Genomic DNA, 20,044 nt, shown 5'->3' with positions numbered 1-20,044 from the left:
GGGGCCCAGCATACTGCCTCGTCGGGGAGGCGCAATACGCAATCCCAGCCATACTTGCCTACTGCTCTTGAACCGTTCCCGCTGTTTTTGAACAGAACCTGAAAACAAAAAGAGACCGACTCATGAAGTTCGAACCTTTTACCAAATCGCTCGTGGCAACCGCATTGGCGCTGAGCTGCCTGACCGGCCACGCGGCCTCCGTCGCCCCGGTCGCAGCCGAAAACGGCATGGTCGTCACCGCCCAGCATCTGGCCAGCCACGTCGGCGTCGATGTGCTCAAGAATGGCGGCAACGCCGTCGATGCCGCCGTTGCGGTGGGTTATGCGCTGGCGGTGGTGTACCCCGCGGCGGGTAACCTGGGCGGCGGCGGTTTCATGACGATTCAATTGGCGGACGGGCGCAAGACCTTCCTCGACTTCCGTGAAAAAGCCCCGCTGGCCGCGACCCCCGACATGTACCTCGACAAAGCGGGCAACGTCATCCCGGACCTGAGCACACGCGGCCATCTTGCCGTTGGCGTGCCGGGCACCGTCTCGGGCATGGAACTGGCCCTGAAGAAATACGGTACCAAACCCCGCAAGGAAGTGATCGCTCCGGCGATCAAGCTTGCCGAAGACGGTTTTGTGTTGGAACAGGGCGATGTCGACTTGCTGGAGTACGCCACCGACGTCTTCAAGAAAGACATGCGCGACTCGGGCTCGATCTTCCTGAGCAATGGCGAACCGATGCAGGTGGGCCAGAAACTCGTACAAAAAGACTTGAGCAAAACCCTGCGGGAAATTTCCGAGAAGGGCGCCGACGGTTTCTATAAGGGCTGGGTGGCCGACGCCATCGTCACTTCCAGCCAGGCCAACAAGGGCATCATCACCCAGGCTGACCTCGACAAATACCAGACCCGCGAACTGGCGCCGATCGAGTGCGATTACCGTGGCTATCACGTGGTCTCGGCGCCACCGCCAAGCTCCGGTGGCGTGGTGATCTGCGAGATCATGAACATCCTCGACGGCTACCCGATGAAAGACCTGGGTTTCCGCTCGGCTCAGGCGATGCACTATCAGATCGAAGCGATGCGTCACGCGTATGTGGACCGCAACAGCTACCTCGGCGACCCGGACTTTGTGAAAAATCCAATCGCTCATCTGCTGGATAAAAACTACGCGACCAAAATCCGCGAAGCCATCGACCCGCAGAAGGCCGGCGTATCCCGCGAGATCAAACCCGGCGTGGCGCCCCACGAAGGCAGCAATACCACCCATTACTCGATCGTCGACAAATGGGGCAATGCGGTGTCGGTGACCTACACCCTCAACGACTGGTTCGGCGCCGGTGTCATGGCGAGCAAAACCGGGGTCATCCTCAACGATGAAATGGACGACTTCACCTCGAAAATCGGCGTGCCGAACATGTACGGGCTGGTGCAGGGCGAAGCCAACGCCATCGCCCCTGGCAAAGCGCCGCTGTCGTCCATGAGCCCGACCATCGTCACCAAGGACGGCAAGGTCGTCATGGTCGTCGGCACTCCCGGTGGCAGCCGCATCATCACCGCAACACTGCTGACCATCCTCAACGTGATCGACTACGGCATGAACATCCAGGAAGCGGTGGATGCGCCGCGCTTCCACCAGCAATGGCTGCCGGAAGAAACCAACCTGGAGAACTTCGCCACCAGCCCGGACACCAAGAAGATGCTCGAAAGCTGGGGGCACAAATTTGCCGGGCCGCAAGACCCGAACCATATCGCAGCTATTCTGGTAGGTGCGCCTTCGCTGGAAGGCAAGCCAGTGGGCAAGAACCGCTTCTATGGCGCGAACGATCCACGGCGTAATACCGGGTTGTCACTCGGTTACTAAAGCAGGCGATCACCGGCCACCTGAACTCCCGGGTGGCCCCGATCCCCGTAGGCGCTGCCGAAGGCTGCGATCTTTTGCCTTTGATGTCAGCGAAAGCAAGATCAAAAGATCGCAGCCTTCGGCAGCTCCTACGGGGCTCGAACGCAGCCTCGCAAACTCGACAGTTGCTACAGGTTAAAAAGGGAGTTGAATTCCATCGTTCTACCGACCTATCTAAGGAAGGAAGCCATGAGCACCGCACTCCTGATCATCGATGTCCAACACGCGCTGTGCACCGGCGAGTATGAATGCTTCGACATCCAGCGCGTCATCGACACCATCAACGACCTCAGCACCAAAGCCCGAACCGCCAACATCCCGGTCATCCTGATCCAGCATGAAGAAGAGGGCGACCTGCTGCAGTACGGCAGCGAAGGCTGGCAACTGGCCGACCGTCTGAAGACTTCACCCGAAGACTTGCGCGTGCGCAAAACCACCCCGGATTCGTTCTACCAGACCCACTTGCATGAACAGCTGCAAGAGCTGGACGCCGACCGCCTGATCATCTGCGGCCTGCAAACCGACTACTGCATCAACGCCACCGTTCGCCAGGCGCATCAATTGGGCTACGACGTCTTGCTGGTGGCCGACGCCCATTCCACCATCGACAACGGCACGATGAGCGCCGAAGACATCATCGCCGAACACAACAAGGATCTGGCGCACCTGACCGGCTCCGTGGCGCGAATCGATGTGATGCCGGCCAGCGTAATCAAAGTCTGAACACCGCTAGACGAGCGAGTTTGCTCGGTCAGGTTATTCTTAGATGTGATTTTTTCTTTAAGTAAAACGGGCGCCGATCATGGCGCCCGTTTTCGTTCAATCCGTCTGCAACCGCCGCACCACTGCCTGGAAACGCTCCGACGCGATCCAATTCGGATCCGCGTCCTCCACAAGCAGCATGATTCCCAGATAATGTTCCAGATGCAGCGTAATCGTTTGCCCCTCGACTGCCAGGTCCCAATAACGCTGATCCAAACCATTGATCTGTGCCGTCCAGGTCCCGCCCAGCCCTTGCTCCAGTTCACTGGCAATGCGATTAAACAGGTCCCGGTCGGATGTCTCCGAGAGATAAATTTCCCGTAGTGGTGGGGACAACGGATGAGTCATGTTTTGCTCCTTGATGACGATCGTGACTTTACGCTTCCTGCAGAGTTTGTGGTGAGCGACTTTGGTGTTCGACAACCCCCAGAACTGGACGCAATCACTGCGCCTATGGCATGGTCAAAAAAATAATACGCCATGTAGCGAACAGGATCAGAACGATGGAGGAGGGTGATGAGGTCGGTGCCAAGGCGTCGATGGCAACATTGCAGGCATTCAATCTTTGCGTATTGCACCTGGGGCGTCTTGCCCGAGATCGCGGTGCATCCCGCTTCATCACCGACGGCCTGCAGGCATTCAGCCAACTGGTGCCCTTCGCTTCGGCCTGGTGGGGCGAGATGTCCGGGTCAGGCGTCGATGTTTCGCCCAGAAACTGGATGCACGGGCGAATCAATCTGCCCGAGTCGTTTGCCGCCGAGTGGCACACGTGTGCGCGCAACGACAAATTCTCCCAAGACACCATGAGCCGACCCGGTGAGGTCGTGCGCGACAGCGGCTTCACCGACCCCAATGAAGAAGTGAACGCCTTCGCTCGGCGCCACGACCTCTACTACCTGATGTGCATCACCTTCGAGTTACCCGAAAGCGGCTTGATGTTCTTCGTCTGTCTCTACCGAGGCATTGATGCCTCGGCTTTCAACGACAGCGAGGCCGATCTGTTTTCCGCCTTCTGCGACCATCTGTTGCAGCTGTGGCGATTTCAGGTGCAGGACATGATCCGCTTCGACACGGGCAACGGGGCGTCGGACTTTGGTGTCGCGCGTATGGACGGTAGCTTGCTGTACGTGGGGGCAACGCTGTGTGCAGCCATTGAACGTGAGTTACCCGGCTGGAACGGTTCAATGCTTCCCGCGCAGGTGATCGCGCAACTGCAAAAGGCACCCTGCGTGATGCGTCTGGGCCGCTGCGCCCTGACACTGAGCCCTAACGCCGAGCACGTTATCCTGTCGCTCGAAGCCCAGTCGCGCGGGGCGATGCTTGCGCCACGCGAGCGAACGGCAGCGATGCTGTTTGCCGCCGGCCATTCCTACAAGGAGATTGCCAAAATCCTGGAGTTGAGCCCTGCGACGGTGCGCACTTATTTGCGCAACTGCTACCTGCAACTGGGCGTGAAGAGCAAGGTGGAACTGGGTTCAGTCCTGCGTTCCGCGACCTCGCTCGCGGATGCGACGCGCCGCGATTAAATCCGCCTACAACACGCCCCCTGTAGGAGCGAGCGGTGCGGCGATCCGACTTGCCCGCGAAGGCACCTTTATGACAAAGGCTTATTAAGCCGCCCATCAAGGGCAAAAGGCTCTTGCAACACCAGCTCGTACAACCCATTTGCCAATTGCGGGTTCATCAACAAATTCCAGCTATGCGGCGAGACACTAGAAGGGACCAACACAAAAGGGTACACACTTAGCAGGTCAGCACCGAACTGTTGCTGGCTGCGACTCGGGGTACCCGGTACCAGCCAATTAGAGTTTGCGATGCTGTCGGGCTGCACCACATAAATCCTGGAAGGGTTCAGCACACGGGCCTGCGTAAGACGATGGGGCTTGCAATCCAACGCATCGAAATCTTTATGCACCGCAACTTCAAGGATGGCCGTAGAGGCATCCAGGGCTGCATAAACCGTGGCCATACCTTTAGGGTTCCAGCGCCCACCCACCTTTTCAGCCCCAATACCCGAATTCCAACTGGGGGCATGCTCAGCAGGATCCAGGCGCCAAAAGTGAATCTCACTGCTCAAAGGGTCTTTAGCCATCAATAGACCCCGTACTCAATGCGCGTCAGAAAGTCAGTCACCAACTCATACCCGACCGAATTTGAAATCAGGTCGATGGGCACCTCACCATCCAGGCCCCGTGCAGGTTTGACCATCCACTGCTCGGCAAGCTCACGCGAACCCAGCACATCCGTTGCCTTTTCCAAGACCTCGGCATAGTTGAGCGCTCGCGTGCTTTGCTCCGCGGTCAACACTTCATTGGGCGTTTTCAACCGCCGCGCAAGCGTGCGATCAGATGCGCCAACGATTTTCGACAGCACGCCGCGTTGCTTATACACCTCGCTGTTTTCGATCATGTCGAGCACCGACTGCAGCGGGAAACCGTTTCTGACGGCCCTGTAAATCTCCATACGATCATCGCTATTTTTTCCAGAAAGCAAGACCGCAACCATTGGGGGCACGCGACTCGAACCCGGCATTGCCACGCCATTACTCAAGACGGTTACGGCAACGTTGGATTCGCGTGGTTTAACCTTTGTTTTTTGGCTGGCATCTTTGACAGCCTCGTCGACAACAACATCTTTTTTCTTGGCGCTCATGGCAGTCTCCGCCGTTTTGTCATCTGGCATAAACTATAGTGCCAAATGGCAGGAAAGACCTAGTCCAACAACATTTGCCTGCAACACACCCAGTGTAGGAGCGAGCGGTGCGGCGATCCGACTTGCCTGCGAAGAACGATAACGCGGTGTGCCAGACCTGACGCCTTCGCGGGCAAGCCTCGCTCCTACAGGGGGGAGTGGAGTTCATATTTCTAAGGTGTATTGATTTTATCCAGCACCCGGTTCGCGGTGATCTCCGCCACCATGATGCTGTTTGAAATGCCCAGCAGGGCGTAGCGCGACTCACCCTCCAGATGATCCACCAACTGATGGACCATCACATCGACCGAGGCCAGCGTCTCGACCAAAAAAACCGCCAGGGTTTCGGCTGTGGCTTCTGGGGCCACGGAAAACATAGTGCTGGGTGTACGCGCGGTGGCTTTGATGTCGGCATTCGACGGGAAGTGGAAGTCGAGGGCGCGTTTGGCGGCCTCATTGAGCTTTTTTGAATCGGGTTCGTATGGGGAAATCGGATCGGCGTCTGGTGGGTTTGGCGTTACCTTGAACATATTTACGTCTCCAACAATATGGAGCCATCACCGAATCGCTGCTAAACGAAGGTGGCAGCTGTGTGCAGGTTAGCAGACCGGCGGAGACGAACCCGGCGCGCCCGAGGGCGCCCTGCGCACAGCTACCATAAAGTGCAGGCATGAAATGACCTGACTGTCTGGATGCAAATACGCTTCGTCACGACGGGCTGCTAAACCCGATCACTGATGAGCAGTGACACGAATCAAGTTACCGAGTGTCCCCAAAGCGCACAAGCCGGCGGATTCTGGTGCAGCCGTAGGCAACGGCGCAAGGTTTTGTAGCTTTCAGGACGTAACTTTGGGGGCTTTTAAACAAGCCTCTTCGATCAATGTTGACTGTGTCGCCGTCTTCGCGAGCAAGCCCGCTCCCACAGGTTTCGCCGCTACACCACATCGGATGCCTGCCATCTAATTGCCTCACCCCTCCTCATTTGTAGAGGTCCATCCGACGCCTGCGCCCTATAGGGTATGCCCTGCATATCAGAGGCTTGCGGCCGTCTGTTCGGGCCACTTCCAAAACTATAAAAATAGAGGTGAGGCAGTTGAAATTTTCCAGGCTGTTTATCGCCGTTGCGTCGACAACGGCATTTTCCTGCATGGCGCTGGTGGGGTGTCAGACACAGGGTTCGACACCGGCTGACATGGTGATGCGCAACGGCTATGTCTACACCGTCGATGGCAAGAACTCGGTGCAACAGGCGATCGCCGTCACGGGCGGGAAGATCGTCTATGTCGGCAGCGATGAAGGTGTTGCCTCGTACATCGGCACGCAGACACAGCTGATCGATCTGGCGGGACGCATGTTGATGCCCGGCTTCGTCGATGCGCACATGCATCCGGGGGACGGCGGTCGCGCCATGACGTTGTGCGACCTGAAATACCAGACGATGACCCGCAAGGTTTTCCAGGAAACCATTCAGGCGTGTCTGGATGCCGACAAGGGCAAGGGCCCCGATGTCTGGCTTGAAGTGGGCAGCTGGGACCGCATGGGCATGACCGGGCTCGACGGCGATCCCGACAAATCGACGCTGGATGCACTCAAGACCACTCGCCCGATTCAGGTCCGTTCTACCGACTTTCATACCGTGCTGACCAACTCTCGCGGCCTGGCGGTGGCTGGCATCAACAAGCACACGGCCAATCCCGGCGATGGCAAGTACGTGCGCGACAGCGCCGGCAACCCGACCGGTATCTGCGAAGACGGTGCCGCCGATGCCATGGCCGCCGTGGTGCCGCCAGCCAGCGACGCAGAAAAACTCAACCAGACCCGCGCGGCGCTCGACGCCATGCGCCAGCAAGGCATCACCAGTTTCTTCGATGCCTTGTCGGGGCCTGAAAATGGCAAAGCGTTTACCACCCTGCAACAGTCGGGCGAGCTGACTGCTCGGGCCTTGTTGGCGATCAAACTCGACCCTGCCGCGGCCGCTGCAGACCCGGCGAAAACCATTGCCGAGGCCAAGGCATTGGCCAATACCTACGACCAGGGCGAAGCCAAAGTCGCGCCGGGTGTGAGCATGCGCCACGTCAAATTGTTCATGGACGGCATCATTAACGCTCCCGCGGATACCGGGGCAATGTTGACCCCGTACCTGCGCAATGCCGGCACCGATGCCGCGCCCAAGTGGACGCCTGGCAAGAATATCGGTGAGCTGTATTTCCCGCCGCAAGTGCTCAATCCGCTGCTGTTGCAAGCAGTGCAGGCCGGCCTCGACCCGCACCTTCATGCCACCGGGGACCGAGCGGTGCGTGACTCGTTGAACGGTATCGAATACGTGCGCCAGCAACTGCCGGGCAACGGTTTTCGTCCGGCCATTACCCACGCCGAGTCGGTGGACCCCGCTGACTATGCACGCTTCAAGGCGCTGGATGTGACCGCCAACATGTCGTTCCAGTGGGCTCAGCAGGCGCCGTCCACGGTAGACGGCACCAGCGATCATCTCGGCCCGACGCGTTTTGCCCGCATGGAGCCATCGGGCAGCATCAGCCGCGCGGGTGGCCGGGTTGCTTATGGCAGCGACTGGCCCGTCGACCCGCTCGATGAATTCCTGGCGCTGAAGATCGGTGTCACCCGTTCAGGCGATCCGCTGAACCCGCACAGCTATGGCCCCAAGTATGCGGGCAGATTGAATGCCGACCCGGCGCTGTCGCGCACCGACGTGCTGCGCACCATCACCATGAACGCCGCCGAGCAACTGAAACTGGAGGCTGTCGTCGGTTCGGTCGAGGTTGGAAAGTTCGCCGACTTGATTGTGCTGGACAAGAACTTCATGCAGGTGCCGGAGGACGAGTTGGGCCGAAACGAGGTGCTGCTGACGGTGGTCGGCGGCAAGGTCGTGTGGGCCAAGGCGCCGTTCGTTGGACTTGATCCGAAGGCATTGTCACAAGCGTCCACATCCCGAACCGCCCAATAAAAACAAGAGAGTGTTCCGATGCAACTATTCATTCCCAACCTGTTGGCCGCAGCCCTGGCCCTTTCCTCGGTGCAGGCCATGGCCGCCGCTGATCTTGTGCTGTTCAACGGCAAGGTCTTTACCGCCGAACCCGGTCAAGCACTGGTTCAAGCCGTGGCGGTGCAAGACGGCAAGATTCTTAAAGTGGGCAGCAATGCCGAGATCAACGCGCTGGCCGATGCCCAGACGCAACGAATCGATCTGGCGGGCAAAGTACTGATGCCTGGAATGATTGATACCCATAGTCACCCGGTCGTCGCGGCCTTCAACAGCCAGGGGGCCAACCTGCTGGATGAAGTAAAGCCGTTGCCGGAGCTCGAGCAATGGGTGATCGAGCAGGATGAAGCGGGGCGTGCACGGGCCGGTGACGTGATCAGCATTGCCGGGGTGAGTTCGGCCTATTGGGAGAAAAGCCGCGAGCTCGGTCAGCGCTTCAATCAGGGTCGCTGGGCGGACCAACCGGTGGTCCTCAGCGGGATTGACGGGCATACCGGCTGGGCCAACAACGCGATGCTCAAGCGTCTGAAGATCGACGCGGCATTGGTAAAAGGTCTGTCGGAACAGGACCGCAGCTTCGTGGGGCACACAGCGGACTTCACCCCCAATGGTTTGTTCGCCGAGTCGCGCTGGGACAAGGTGCGCAGTCAGATCCCCGCACCCGGCAACGAGGTCATGCTCAAGGCTGCCCGCGAGGCGGTGAAGGTCAATAATCAATATGGCGTTACCGCCTGGATGGACGCGGCAGCGAATGCCGGAAGTGGTGATTCGCTGTTCGATTTCCAGGCCACCGAGCAGAGTTACGGTGTTCTGCCGCTTTACCGCGAACTGGCGGAGAAGGGCGAGCTCAATGCCCACGTCGCGGCGCTGCTGCTGGCCAACCCCAAAAGCCGGCCGGCCGATCTGGAAGTGCTGGCCAAGGTGATGAAGAAATTCGAGGGCGTGCCCAATCTGAGCTTTCCTGGCATCAAGGTCTTCGCTGACGGCGTCCTGGAGTTTCCAGGGCAGACGGCAGCGGTGATCGTTCCGTTCACCAACAGTCATAAAAACGGTCAGTTGCTGATCGACCCGGCACACTTCGGTGAATTGGTCGTCGCGGCGGAGAAGCGTGACTGGATTGTGCACATGCATGCGGTCGGCGACCGTGCCGTACGTGAGTCACTCAATGGCTTTGAATACGCGCGCAAACTCAACCCGACACCGATGGCCCACAGCATCACGCACCTGCAACTGGTCAATCCCAAGGAGTTCCCGCGCTTCAAGCAGCTTGGCGTGATCGCTTCCATGCAACTGCTGTGGGCCACTGGCGAGTCTTACACGGTGGAGTTGGTCAAACCGTATATCAGCGCGTTCGCTTACGGTTATCAGTATCCCGCCGGGTCCCTGCATAACGCCGGTGCGGTCATCGCCGGTGGCAGTGACTGGCCGGTGTCCAGCCCCAACCCGTGGAATGCAATCGCTCAGGCCAGCACTCGCAAAGGGCCGCTGGGTGTGTTGAATGCCAAAGAAAGCATTGATCGCCAGACCATGTTCTATGCCTACACCCTCAATGCCGCCAAAGCCCTGCGGCTGGAGCAACAGATTGGTTCGCTGGCACCCGGCAAACAGGCCGATCTGATCATCCTCGACCGCGATGTGTTCAAGGTCAGCGACGACGAACTGTTCGACACCAAGGTCCTGAAGACTTTCTTCGCTGGCAAGCAGGTTTACGCGCCCGCGTCCTGACGACCCGCCGGCTACCGAAAAAATGCTCCCGCTCCTCGCATTGCGAGGGGCTGGGCAAAGCCGTGCCCGACATCACCCGCTGATCCATAAAAATAAGAGACTTGTATGAACGTACGCTCAGCATTGACCCTTGCCAGCCTTGTATTGGCTCCCCTGACCAGCCAGGCACTGACACTTAACGACAACTTCAGCCTGGACATGACCCTGGGCGTTGTCAGTGACTACCGCACACGTGGCATTTCGCAAACCCTGGGGGATCCGGCGGTTCAGGCCGGCGCCACGCTGGTGCACAGCAGCGGTTTGTACATTGGCGCCTGGACCTCGAATGTCGATTTCGGCGGCCCCTACAAAACCCGGCAGGAACTCGAGTACTACGCGGGCTACTACTGGCAGGCGACCGAAGCAATCAGTCTGGATCTGGGGTACCTCAAGTACGACTATCCAAAGGAAGGCCAATTCAACATGAGTGAGGTCTACGCCGTCCTTGACGTTTATGGCGTGAAGCTCGGCGCCAACTACTCAAACGATACGCCGAACTTCTTTGGCGAGGATCAGGACACCCTTTACACCTACCTCAGCTACAAAATCGAATTGCCAGCCGAGATCGGCCTGGACCTGCGCGTGGGTCGCAACGATGTCAAAGACCCGGCTTTCTGGTCCGCCAACGGCGAAAGCCGTGATGCCTACGCCGAGTGGGAAGCCAAACTGACCCGTGATTTCGTGGGCGTGACCTGGGGCCTCAGCTACATCGATACCGACCTGTCGAAAAGCGAATGCGCGAGCTGGTACGGCTATGGCGACCTGTGCACTGCCACCGTGGTCGCCAGTGCCAGCAAGACCTTCTAAGCGTTAAAAGCCCTGCCAGATCAGTTAACAGTCAAGCGATCAATTGTGGCGAGGGCGCTTGCTTGTGGCGAGGGGGCTTGCCCCCGTTCGGTTGCGCAGCAGCCGTCGCTTTTGGGGCCGCTTCGCAGCCCGGCGCGAGCAAGCTCGCTCGCCACAGAACATCCGTACCCGTCTGTCCCTCAGAAGAGAACACCGTAATGACCAAGGTCAGCGATAGTCAGCAGCGAAGTCCCCTGATCGAGACACGTTCGATCGATTACATTCCCGAGGCCGAGCGTCATGGCAGCCTCTACAGCCAGTTCACCCTGTGGCTCGGCGCCAACCTGCAAATCACTGCGATCGTCACCGGCGCTCTGGCCGTGGTGCTGGGCGGCGATGTGTTCTGGTCACTGATTGGTTTGCTGATCGGCCAGTTGCTCGGCGGTGCGGTGGTTGCCTTGCATGCGGCACAAGGACCGAAGCTTGGGTTGCCGCAGATGATCTCCAGTCGCGTGCAGTTCGGCGTCTATGGGGCGGCGATCCCGATTGTGCTGGTGTGCCTGATGTACCTCGGTTTCAGCGCCACCGGCGCGGTGCTGTCGGGGCAGGCCATTGCGCAACTGATCGATGTCAGCGACAGCGCCGGCATCCTGATTTTCGCCTCCTGCATCGCGTTTCTGACGATCTTCGGTTATCGGGTCATCCACTTGGTCGGACGGGTCGCCAGCGTGCTGGGCATCATTGCCTTCGTCTACCTGTTTACCCGGTTGATGACGCTCAACGACATTGGCTTGTTGCTGGAAAATCGCCATTTCGGCTGGAGCACTTTCCTGCTGGCGGTGTCCCTTTCCGCGTCCTGGCAGATCGCGTTCGGCCCTTATGTGGCCGACTACTCACGCTACCTGCCGAGCAAGACCTCATCCTGGAAAACATTCACCGCCGTAGGCCTGGGAACGGTGCTGGGCGCCCAGGCATCCATGGTGCTGGGAGTATTCGCCGCGGCGTTGGCGGGCACGGGTTTTCGCGGGCATGAAGTCGCCACCATCGTTGGGTTGGGCAGTACCGGTGTGATCGCATCCTTGCTGTATTTGAGCGTGGTATTCGGCAAGGTCACGGTGTCGACCCTCAACGCTTATGGCAGCTTCATGTGCGTGGCCACCATCATCAGTGGCTTTCGTCGTGGCTTCGAGATATCCGCCGGCAAACGCATGCTGTTTGTGCTGGCGATTGTCGGCGCGTCCACCGCGCTTGCATTGCTGGGGCAGCACTCGTTTCTCACCACGTTCAAATACTTCATCCTGTTTTTGTTGACCTTCTTCACGCCGTGGAGCGCGATCAACCTGGTGGATTATTACTTCATCAACAAAGAGCGTTATGACATTCCCGCGTTGTCCGACCCGGCGGGGCGTTATGGCCGCTGGAATGTGTTGGGGATCAGCGCTTATGTCTTCGGTGTGCTGGTTCAGCTGCCATTTGTCGATACGCACTTCTATTCCGGACCGATGGTCGCGCAGCTTGGTGGTGTCGATATTTCCTGGATCGTCGGGCTGGTGGTGCCGGGCATTCTCTACTACGGGCTGGCCAGGACATCCGGGCTTGCGGTGTCGGTCGAAGGCAACTCGAAGGCTTGAATGCCCCGTCGTTCAGGGGCTGTAGAGTGGGCGCGGCGATAACTCCCTTGTGTTCAGGCGTCTCCTATACTGATCCGCGTTGACAGGTTCAACGCAGATCCTGAATGCCGTTGGAGCAGCCAGCGGCTTCCCTACGACTCAACAGTAAGGAGAACGAACATGGCAATCCGTATTGGCGACGAAGCACCGGACTTTACCGTCGAAAGCACCGAAGGCCCGCTGCATTTCCACGAGTGGATCGGCGACAAGTGGGCGATCCTGTTTTCGCACCCCAAGGACTTCACCCCGGTGTGCACCACTGAGCTGGGCTACATGGCAGGGCTCAAGCCGGAGTTCGATAAACGCAACACCAAGATCGTCGGGCTCAGCGTCGACCCTGTCAGTAACCATCAGACCTGGGCCAAAGACATCGAAGAGACCCAAGGGCATGCGGTCAACTATCCGATGATCGGGGACGAGAACCTGGTGGTGGCAAAGCTCTACGACATGATTCATCCGAATGCCAGTGGCGGCGCACGGACCGCCGTGGACAACGCCACGGTGCGTTCAGTGTTCATCATTGGCCCGGACAAGAAGGTCAAGGCGATGCTGATCTACCCGATGAGTGCCGGGCGCAACTTCGATGAAGTGCTGCGTCTGCTCGATTCTCTGCAATTGAACGCCAAGCACACCGTCGCCACCCCGGTGAACTGGCGCCCGGGTGAGGACGTGATCATTCCCACTTCGGTCTCGGATGAGGATGCCAGGAAGAAATATCCGGATGGCTTCAAAACGCTGAAACCTTATTTGCGCACGGTGGCGCAACCGAAGTAATCGATCTGTTGGGAGACCCCAATGCCAGTCAATTAAGCGAAATCCATGTGGGAGCGGCGGTGCGGCGATCCGACTTGCCCGCGAAAGCGGTGTGTCAGGCGACATCGATGTTGACTGTGCCGCCGTCTTCGCGAGCAAGCCCGCTCCCACAGTAGTCGGTGTTGTCCGCAAAATTTGTGTACGTTGCCAATTCATTTGTGGGAGCGGGCATTGATGGGCAAGACTCGGTGGCGACTGCGCGCTACTCGTCCTCAAGCGCGAGTTCGCTCGGGTCGGCCCCGCACATCTGTGCCACCACCTGAACCACCAGGGCATGATCCTCACGCTGGGGCAGCCCTGAAACGGTGACGGCGCCAATGCACCCCACGCCTTTGACCGATATCGGGAAGCTGCCGCCATGATCGGCGTAATCACGCAGGGGCAACCCCATCAAACCTTCAAGTGAGTCGCCCTGAAGCGCAAAGGACCGGCCTACGCGGTACGAGCTGAGTTCCATCAGTTCCACGACATTGCGCTTGCGTCGTGCCCAGTCGGCATTGCTGGCGGAGGTTCCCGGCATCGAGTAAAAGAACACGGTGTCCCGGGCCAGCCTGACCTCAATCGCGGCGGACACGCCTTGCTCCTCGCAGGCGCTTTTCAAACGGGTGCCCAAGTCCCAGGCCGTCGCTTTGTCGAAGCGCTCAAACTTCAGGGTTTCTTCCTGGAGTGCGATGCGTTGCAGGTCGGTTTGGATGTCCATGATTTCTCCCTCATCCCTTTCGGGCGGTCGTACTGTTACGCACGGTTAATGTGAACGGCAGCACCACATGGCGGTCCGGGATGGGCTTTTTTTCAATGAGGGCGATCAGCATTTCAACGGCCTTTTGGCCAAAGATTTCGGCGGGCTGCGCGATGGTCGTCAACGCTGGATCACAGTAGGCCGCGAACGGAATGTCATCGAAACCGACCAACGAAATATCGTCGGGCACCCGCAAACCCTGTTGTTTGATGCGCTTCAACGCACCGATCGCCATTTCATCGTTTTCGCAAAAAAACGCGGTTGGACGGTCGGGCAGTTCCAGCAGCATTCCCGCGCCATCAAAACCGGCCTTCAACGTGAAGTCGCCGTGGCAGATCAATTGTGGATCCGAGGCGATGCCGGCCTGGTGCAATGCATCTTGATAACCGGCCACTCGGTCGCGTGTGAGCGGGCTGCTTTTCGGGCCTTTGATCAGGCCGATTCGGCGATGGCCCAGATCGATCAGATGCTCCGTCATGGCTTTGGCCGCCGCCCGGTTGTCGAGGCTGATGGTCGGATGCCGCCCGCCTTGAATCACTTCACAGGCGTTGACCAAGGGCGGTGATTCGCCGTTGGGGAAGGGCGACTCAAAAGGGTCGTAGGCGCGTAACTGAATCACACCGTCGGCCTGGTGGGCGTACGCCAGCGCGGCAAATTCTCGTTCGATTTCCTCGCGGCCCTGGGTGTCGCACAGCAGCAGTCGATAACCGGCCGCCTGTGCCGCTTGTTGGGCACCGCTGATCACCCGTGCGAAAAACGTGTTGGCGATGGCCGGGACCAGAATCACCAGGTTGCCGGTTCTGCGCGAACGAAACTGCACGGCCATGAGGTTCGGCCGGTAGCCGGCCTGTTCCACGGCTGCATTGACCTTGTCCCGGGTGTCGGGGAGTACGCGCTCGGGCGACTTCAGCGTTCTGGACACGGTGGCCACCGAGACGCCGGCCAGCCGGGCTACTTCACGGATATTGGACAAGACGACCTCGTTATCGAACCAGCAGATGTAAACATGGCCGGCGAGCTTACCGCAGTCCGGCCGTGCGCTGAAATGAGCTTCATTTTTAATCCCGGGTTTGACACCTGAAGTAACTGAGCCTAAATTTCCGGCATGATGTAACCGGTTACATCATAGTCAAACCTGAAGCGTTAATCCGCCCCGAACAAGAGAAAATTCGCGATGAGTGTTGCAATGGCAAAAATAAGAATGGGGTTTGTCGGGGGCGGCGAGGGTGCCTTCATCGGCAAAGCCCACCGCCAGGCTGCCGGCCTCGATGGTCGTTTTGAACTGGTGTGCGGTGCCTTCAGCCGAGACGCCCGCAACAATCAGGACACCGGCGCCGCGCTGGGATTGTCCGCCTCCCGCTGCTACAGCGACTGGCAACAGATGCTGGACAGCGAGCGCGCACTGCCTGGCGACCAGCGCATGGAACTGTTGGTCATCGTCACGCCCAATCACTTGCACGCACCGATTGCCAGCCAGGCACTGAACGCGGGTTTTCATGTGTTCAGCGAAAAGCCCGCGGCACTGAATCTGTCCGAGCTGCTGGCGCTCAAGGCGGTGGTGAAAAGCAGCGACCGCCTCTATGGACTGGCCCACACGTATCTGGGTTACCCGATGGTCTGGCAGGCGCGCAAGATGGTGCGTAGCGGCGTGATCGGCGCTGTGCGCAAGGTCATCGTCGAGTACCCGCAAGGCTGGCTGAGCCGGGACGTGGCCGGGCAGGGCAACAAGCAGGCGAGTTGGCGCGATCAGCCCGAGCAGTCCGGGTTGGGCGGCTGCATTGGCGACATCGGCACCCATGCCTTTTCACTGGCCGAATTCGTCGCGGACCAACCCATCGAACAGGTGTGCGCAACCTTGGGTTCGCACATCGCCGGGCGGCAACTGGACGATGACGCGGCGATGCTGTTCAAGATGGCCGCCGGGGCCAGCGGGGTGTTGATCGCCAGCCAGGTCTGCGCCGGCGAAGAGAACCCGTTGAAGATCCGCGTCTATGGCGACAAGGGCGGGCTGGAGTGGCGTCAGGAAGAGCCCGCGAGCCTGGTCCATCGCTCCCTTGATCAACCGTTGAGCATCCTTCGTTCCGGTGTCGGCCAGCCCTGGTTATGCGAGGCCGCCAGCCGGCGCATGCGTTTGCCCGCCGGGCATCCCGAAGGTTATCTCGAGGCCATGGCCAATCTCTATGGTGATTTCGCCACCGCGATCCGCAGCAACGTCGAAGGCAACGATGCCCCCGGCGTGCCGGGCATCGACGTCGGGTTGCGTGGCATGGCGTTCATCGAGGCGGTGGTCGCCAATCATCGCGGCGACGCGAAGTGGACCGAACTGGTCTGCAACCCATGAATCCGGAGAACCCTCCCGTGAACCACACCTCCCCAACACCGGCAGGCCTGCGCGGCCCGGGAATTTTCCTCGCGCAGTTCATGTCCACCGAAGCGCCCTTCGACTCGCTCGCCAACATTGCCCGCTGGGCCGCAGCGCAGGGTTACAAAGCCATTCAATTGCCGACCCTGGGCACGCAATACATCGACCTGGCGCGCGCCGCCGACAGTCAGGATTACTGTGACGAATTGAAAGCCGTCTGCGCCCAGGCGGGTGTCGAAATCAGCGAACTGTCGACGCATCTGCAGGGCCAACTGGTGGCGGTGCATCCGGCGTTCGATACGTTGTTCGATGACTTCGCCCCCGAGCATGTGCGCGGCCAGCCTCAGTCACGCACCGAGTGGGCCATCGATCAGTTGAAGCTCGCCGCGCGCGCCAGCCAGCGCTTGGGGCTGAAGGCGCACGCGACGTTTTCCGGGGCGCTGCTATGGCCCTACGTCTACCCGTGGCCGCAACGGCCGAGCGGTCTGGTCGAGCAGGGTTTTGCCGAACTCGCCAGGCGCTGGTTGCCGATCCTCGATTGTTTCGAAGAGGCCGGCGTCGACCTCTGCTACGAGATCCATCCCGGCGAAGACCTGCACGACGGCGCCTCGTTCGAGCGTTTCCTTGAGGCCGTCGATCACCATCCGCGCGCCGCGATCCTCTACGACCCGAGCCACCTGCTGCTTCAGCAAATGGACTATCTGGGCTTCATCGATCGCTACCACGAGCGCATCCGCATGTTCCACGTCAAGGACGCCGAGTTCCGGCCCGACGCCCGTTCGGGTGTCTACGGCGGCTATCAAGGTTGGGTCGAGCGGCCTGGCCGCTTCCGTTCCTTGGGCGATGGGCAGATCGATTTCAAATCGATTTTCAGCAAATTGACGCAGTACGACTTTACCGGCTGGGCGGTTCTGGAATGGGAGTGTTGCCTGAAGGATTCGGAGCAGGGCGCCGCAGAAGGAGCGGCCTTTATCCGGCAGCACATGATCAGTAAAACCCGCAAGGCGTTTGACGATTTCGCCAGTGTGGCGTCCGACGAGCATTTCAATCGACGGCTATTGGGTTTGCCCGACGCCTGAACACCCTGTTTGCCCCTCTCTCCAAAAAAAACAATAAGACGGTGATTGATATGACCATGATGAGTGCGCGATTAAGCGTAATGATGTTCCTGCAGTTCTTTATCTGGGGCGGATGGTTCGTGACCCTCGGCACCTTCCTCTCCAGTAACCTGGGGGCCAGCGGCGGGCAGATCGGCATGGCGTTCTCGACGCAGTCCTGGGGGGCGATCATCGCGCCGTTTGTGATCGGTTTGATTGCCGACCGCTACTTCAACGCCGAGCGCATTCTTGCGGTGTTGCATCTGATCGGCGCGGTGCTGCTGTTGCAACTCTATCGAGCGCCTGACTTCAGTGCGTTTTACCCGTTCGTGCTGGCCTACATGATGATCTACATGCCGACGCTGGCATTGGTGAATTCGGTGGCGTTCCGGCAGATGCGCGACCCGGCCCTGGAGTTCTCGCGGATCAGAGTGTGGGGCACCATCGGCTGGATTGTCGCGGGCGTGGTGATCAGCTTTGTGTTTGCCTGGGATTCGCAACAAGCGATCTCAGCCGGTGGCTTGCGCAACACGTTTCTGATGTCGGCCATCGCCTCCCTCGTGCTTGGAATCTACAGCTTCAGCCTGCCGCGCACCGCGCCGCTCAAACCTGAGCCGGACAGTGTCGGCTTAAAGCAAATACTGGGGCTGGACGCCTTGGGTTTGTTGAAGGACCGCAGTTACCTGGTGTTCTTCATCGCGTCTATTCTGATCTGCATTCCATTGGCGTTTTATTACCAGAATGCCAACCCGTTCCTGGCAGAAATCGGTGTGACCAACCCAACCGCCAAGATGGCGATCGGGCAAGTCTCGGAAGTGCTGTTCATGTTGCTCCTGCCGCTGTTCATCCAGCGTTTCGGCATCAAGATCGCGCTACTGGTGGGGATGCTGGCGTGGGCATTGCGCTACCTGTCGTTCGCCTACGGCAACAACGGGGACCTCGCCTTCATGTTGTTCACCGGCATCGCCTTGCACGGCATCTGCTACGACTTCTTCTTTGTTTCGGGGCAGATCTACACCGATGCCAAAGCCTCGGAGCGCTTCAGAAGCTCTGCGCAAGGCTTGATCACGCTCGCGACGTACGGCTTGGGCATGCTGATTGGCTTTTGGGTGGCCGGGGCGGTCACCGATCACTATGCGTCGGCTGACATCCATGACTGGAAAAACATCTGGCTGTTCCCGGCAGGGTTCGCGTTGGCGATATTTTTGTGTTTTTCGCTGGCCTTCAAAGGGCGGCAAAGCGTGGCGGTGCGCTTTTCGTAGGAGCCAGGCTTGCCGGCGAAGGCGATCTGAAGGACGCCTTCGCCGGCAAGCCTGGCTCCTACGAGTTTTGCGATTAACCGACTGGTATTTCAGGGGGTATGGAGCGCGCCGCGCTCAAGGCGCACCAAACAGCATCGTCCAATAAACACCCTCATCGCTGCGCGAATCGGCGGCATAGGCCGCGCCCACTTGGGTAAACATCGGGTTCATCAGGTTGGCGCAGTGCCCGGGGCTGGCCAGCCAGCCGGCCATTGCCTTGCCCGGTGAGCTTTGCCCGGCGGCGATGTTTTCGCCAATCTGTCGGCCCCGGTAACCGGCGGCTCTGGCCCGGTCTGCCGGCATATCCCCATCGGGATCCCGGTGGGCGAAGTAATTGCCGTAGGCCATCGCCTTGCTGTGGCCTTGCGCGGCGGCACCCAAAGCGGGATTCCAGGACAGTGGCCGTGCGGCGGCGAAGCGTTGGCGGCCGCACATGCGCGGCCTGGCCCGTGCCGCATTGACCTCGGCCAGCAACGCCTTGCCCGCTGCTCGCGAATCACCGACACGTCCGTCGAGCACCGGTTGCGCGAGTACCACCTGCCATTCGCTACGGGAGCGAGTGACGCCGATGTCGGCGAACTGGGTATCGAGCAGCGCCCCGCAGTAGTCGCTCTCAAGCATGTCAAACGCCTCATCGGCATCTTGCGCGCCGACCACGCGAAGGGTGCGCACCGTCACCGCTTGATAGCCGTTAGCTTTCAAGGCGTTCCGCAAACCGCCGCCATAGCCGACCGGCAACGCCAGGTTCGATTTCAGCGACAACGGCCGCAACGGCTTGACCGTACGCCCTGCGCAGCGGTCGGGATCGGCACGGTAATCGTTAATGACTTCCACCAATTGCCGCTCGCCGCTGGCATGGGCGGGGCTGGCGAGCAGCGGGAACAAAGGCATCAGGCACAGAAAGATAAAGCGACAGCGGCGGACGGTTGGGCGCATGAACGGACAGCTCTGATGAGATGACGACGATAGGGGGGCAGGAACGAGCAATGACCGTAGGAGCGCTTCGTTGGGTGAGCTTCTTTTACGGCACGGCTAAGACTGCGGGTCTGAAGACTGGTTCACGAGGGGAAGAGACAAATTTGGCGCCGCCGCCGTGGGGGCCGATTCAGGCATGCACGGGTCAGTCCGCCGGGGACATCGGACACGGAGGCTGGTACCGTACCGACATCATT

At 59.5% G+C, this 20,044-nt stretch carries 18 protein-coding genes; 11 read left to right on the top strand and 7 right to left on the bottom strand.

Going from position 1 to position 20,044, the window contains the following annotated elements; translation table 11 throughout:
- Window positions 1-122: 122 nt before the first annotated feature.
- On the top strand, window positions 123-1,850 hold the full coding sequence (ggt, locus tag PMI30_RS19305; RefSeq protein WP_008008532.1) for a gamma-glutamyltransferase: 1,728 nt from the start codon (window positions 123-125) through the stop codon (window positions 1,848-1,850).
- A 228-nt stretch (window positions 1,851-2,078) separates the two neighbouring features.
- On the top strand, window positions 2,079-2,612 hold the full coding sequence (locus PMI30_RS19310; RefSeq protein WP_008008531.1) for a cysteine hydrolase family protein: 534 nt from the start codon (window positions 2,079-2,081) through the stop codon (window positions 2,610-2,612).
- A gap of 96 nt (window positions 2,613-2,708) precedes the next feature.
- On the opposite strand, the gene PMI30_RS19315 is transcribed toward PMI30_RS19310, so the two are convergent.
- Entirely contained in the window at window positions 2,709-2,999 is a 291-nt protein-coding gene (locus PMI30_RS19315; protein WP_008008530.1) for a DUF3630 family protein, read from the bottom strand.
- A 155-nt stretch (window positions 3,000-3,154) separates the two neighbouring features.
- Between PMI30_RS19315 and PMI30_RS19320 the strand changes: the two genes are divergently transcribed.
- Window positions 3,155-4,177: a helix-turn-helix transcriptional regulator gene (locus PMI30_RS19320; RefSeq protein WP_008008529.1), complete on the top strand. Its 1,023-nt coding sequence runs from the start codon at window positions 3,155-3,157 to the stop codon at window positions 4,175-4,177.
- A 68-nt stretch (window positions 4,178-4,245) separates the two neighbouring features.
- On the opposite strand, the gene PMI30_RS19325 is transcribed toward PMI30_RS19320, so the two are convergent.
- The 3 genes from PMI30_RS19325 to PMI30_RS19335 form a co-directional block, all read right to left on the bottom strand.
- The gene (locus PMI30_RS19325) at window positions 4,246-4,743 is read right to left on the bottom strand and encodes an RES family NAD+ phosphorylase (protein ID WP_008008528.1); all 498 of its coding nucleotides are present in this window, start codon (window positions 4,741-4,743) and stop codon (window positions 4,246-4,248) included.
- Window positions 4,743-5,303, bottom strand: coding sequence for a type II RES/Xre toxin-antitoxin system antitoxin (parS, locus tag PMI30_RS19330; RefSeq protein ID WP_008008527.1), 561 nt, complete (start codon window positions 5,301-5,303; stop codon window positions 4,743-4,745). Before parS ends, PMI30_RS19325 begins: the two co-directional genes overlap by 1 nt.
- 212 nt (window positions 5,304-5,515) lie before the next feature.
- Window positions 5,516-5,872 (bottom strand): DUF6124 family protein, encoded by a 357-nt coding sequence (locus PMI30_RS19335; RefSeq protein ID WP_008008526.1) that lies wholly within the window; start codon window positions 5,870-5,872, stop codon window positions 5,516-5,518.
- A gap of 563 nt (window positions 5,873-6,435) precedes the next feature.
- Between PMI30_RS19335 and PMI30_RS19340 the strand changes: the two genes are divergently transcribed.
- The 5 genes from PMI30_RS19340 to PMI30_RS19360 all read left to right on the top strand — a co-directional run bounded on the left by PMI30_RS19340 (window position 6,436) and on the right by PMI30_RS19360 (window position 13,334).
- The gene (locus PMI30_RS19340; RefSeq protein ID WP_008008525.1) at window positions 6,436-8,304 is read left to right on the top strand and encodes an amidohydrolase; all 1,869 of its coding nucleotides are present in this window, start codon (window positions 6,436-6,438) and stop codon (window positions 8,302-8,304) included.
- 18 nt (window positions 8,305-8,322) lie between these two features.
- On the top strand, window positions 8,323-10,065 hold the full coding sequence (locus PMI30_RS19345) for an amidohydrolase (protein ID WP_008008524.1): 1,743 nt from the start codon (window positions 8,323-8,325) through the stop codon (window positions 10,063-10,065).
- A 105-nt stretch (window positions 10,066-10,170) separates the two neighbouring features.
- Entirely contained in the window at window positions 10,171-10,911 is a 741-nt protein-coding gene (locus PMI30_RS19350; RefSeq protein WP_008008523.1) for a TorF family putative porin, read from the top strand.
- Between the two features lie 197 nt (window positions 10,912-11,108).
- A complete protein-coding gene (locus PMI30_RS19355; protein WP_008008522.1) occupies window positions 11,109-12,521 on the top strand; it encodes a purine-cytosine permease family protein in 1,413 nt (470 codons plus the stop codon).
- A gap of 159 nt (window positions 12,522-12,680) precedes the next feature.
- Window positions 12,681-13,334, top strand: a complete 654-nt coding sequence (locus PMI30_RS19360; protein WP_007904854.1) for a peroxiredoxin — start codon at window positions 12,681-12,683, stop codon at window positions 13,332-13,334.
- A gap of 241 nt (window positions 13,335-13,575) precedes the next feature.
- On the opposite strand, the gene PMI30_RS19365 is transcribed toward PMI30_RS19360, so the two are convergent.
- Together PMI30_RS19365 and PMI30_RS19370 are read right to left on the bottom strand one after the other, a co-directional pair.
- Window positions 13,576-14,073: a heme-degrading domain-containing protein gene (locus tag PMI30_RS19365; RefSeq protein WP_008008521.1), complete on the bottom strand. Its 498-nt coding sequence runs from the start codon at window positions 14,071-14,073 to the stop codon at window positions 13,576-13,578.
- Window positions 14,074-14,083: 10 nt separating this feature from the next.
- On the bottom strand, window positions 14,084-15,085 hold the full coding sequence (locus PMI30_RS19370; protein ID WP_008008520.1) for a LacI family DNA-binding transcriptional regulator: 1,002 nt from the start codon (window positions 15,083-15,085) through the stop codon (window positions 14,084-14,086).
- Window positions 15,086-15,298: 213 nt separating this feature from the next.
- Here PMI30_RS19370 and PMI30_RS19375 point away from each other — a divergent pair, with 213 nt between their 5' ends.
- The 3 genes from PMI30_RS19375 to PMI30_RS19385 are packed head-to-tail and all read left to right on the top strand — an operon-like array spanning window position 15,299 to window position 18,833.
- On the top strand, window positions 15,299-16,453 hold the full coding sequence (locus PMI30_RS19375; protein ID WP_008008519.1) for a Gfo/Idh/MocA family protein: 1,155 nt from the start codon (window positions 15,299-15,301) through the stop codon (window positions 16,451-16,453).
- On the top strand, window positions 16,450-17,553 hold the full coding sequence (locus tag PMI30_RS19380) for a sugar phosphate isomerase/epimerase family protein (RefSeq protein ID WP_008008518.1): 1,104 nt from the start codon (window positions 16,450-16,452) through the stop codon (window positions 17,551-17,553). Before PMI30_RS19375 ends, PMI30_RS19380 begins: the two co-directional genes overlap by 4 nt.
- Window positions 17,554-17,603: 50 nt before the next feature.
- Window positions 17,604-18,833 carry a nucleoside permease gene (locus PMI30_RS19385; protein ID WP_008008517.1) on the top strand — a complete coding sequence of 410 codons (1,230 nt, stop codon included), beginning with the start codon at window positions 17,604-17,606 and terminating at the stop codon, window positions 18,831-18,833.
- A gap of 114 nt (window positions 18,834-18,947) precedes the next feature.
- Here the strand turns inward: PMI30_RS19385 and PMI30_RS19390 are convergent, their stop codons facing one another.
- Complete coding sequence (locus PMI30_RS19390) at window positions 18,948-19,808, bottom strand: CAP domain-containing protein (RefSeq protein ID WP_008008516.1); 861 nt, start codon at window positions 19,806-19,808, stop codon at window positions 18,948-18,950.
- Window positions 19,809-20,044 lie beyond the last annotated feature (236 nt).

The organism is Pseudomonas sp. GM50, assembly GCF_000282375.1.
GTDB lineage: Bacteria > Pseudomonadota > Gammaproteobacteria > Pseudomonadales > Pseudomonadaceae > Aquipseudomonas.
This window is presented reverse-complemented; position numbering and strand designations above follow the sequence as displayed.

What these genes read in the sequence shown, in the direction of transcription:
- ggt (WP_008008532.1), top strand. Translation starts at nt 123, where the DNA reads ATGAAGTTCGAACCTTTTACCAAATCGCTCGTGGCAACCGCATTGGCG.
- PMI30_RS19310 (WP_008008531.1), top strand. Translation starts at nt 2,079, where the DNA reads ATGAGCACCGCACTCCTGATCATCGATGTCCAACACGCGCTGTGCACC.
- PMI30_RS19315 (WP_008008530.1), bottom strand. Translation starts at nt 2,999, where the DNA reads ATGACTCATCCGTTGTCCCCACCACTACGGGAAATTTATCTCTCGGAG.
- PMI30_RS19320 (WP_008008529.1), top strand. Translation starts at nt 3,155, where the DNA reads ATGGAGGAGGGTGATGAGGTCGGTGCCAAGGCGTCGATGGCAACATTG.
- PMI30_RS19325 (WP_008008528.1), bottom strand. Translation starts at nt 4,743, where the DNA reads ATGGCTAAAGACCCTTTGAGCAGTGAGATTCACTTTTGGCGCCTGGAT.
- parS (WP_008008527.1), bottom strand. Translation starts at nt 5,303, where the DNA reads ATGAGCGCCAAGAAAAAAGATGTTGTTGTCGACGAGGCTGTCAAAGAT.
- PMI30_RS19335 (WP_008008526.1), bottom strand. Translation starts at nt 5,872, where the DNA reads ATGTTCAAGGTAACGCCAAACCCACCAGACGCCGATCCGATTTCCCCA.
- PMI30_RS19345 (WP_008008524.1), top strand. Translation starts at nt 8,323, where the DNA reads ATGCAACTATTCATTCCCAACCTGTTGGCCGCAGCCCTGGCCCTTTCC.
- PMI30_RS19350 (WP_008008523.1), top strand. Translation starts at nt 10,171, where the DNA reads ATGAACGTACGCTCAGCATTGACCCTTGCCAGCCTTGTATTGGCTCCC.
- PMI30_RS19355 (WP_008008522.1), top strand. Translation starts at nt 11,109, where the DNA reads ATGACCAAGGTCAGCGATAGTCAGCAGCGAAGTCCCCTGATCGAGACA.
- PMI30_RS19360 (WP_007904854.1), top strand. Translation starts at nt 12,681, where the DNA reads ATGGCAATCCGTATTGGCGACGAAGCACCGGACTTTACCGTCGAAAGC.
- PMI30_RS19365 (WP_008008521.1), bottom strand. Translation starts at nt 14,073, where the DNA reads ATGGACATCCAAACCGACCTGCAACGCATCGCACTCCAGGAAGAAACC.
- PMI30_RS19375 (WP_008008519.1), top strand. Translation starts at nt 15,299, where the DNA reads ATGGCAAAAATAAGAATGGGGTTTGTCGGGGGCGGCGAGGGTGCCTTC.
- PMI30_RS19380 (WP_008008518.1), top strand. Translation starts at nt 16,450, where the DNA reads ATGAATCCGGAGAACCCTCCCGTGAACCACACCTCCCCAACACCGGCA.
- PMI30_RS19385 (WP_008008517.1), top strand. Translation starts at nt 17,604, where the DNA reads ATGACCATGATGAGTGCGCGATTAAGCGTAATGATGTTCCTGCAGTTC.
- PMI30_RS19390 (WP_008008516.1), bottom strand. Translation starts at nt 19,808, where the DNA reads ATGCGCCCAACCGTCCGCCGCTGTCGCTTTATCTTTCTGTGCCTGATG.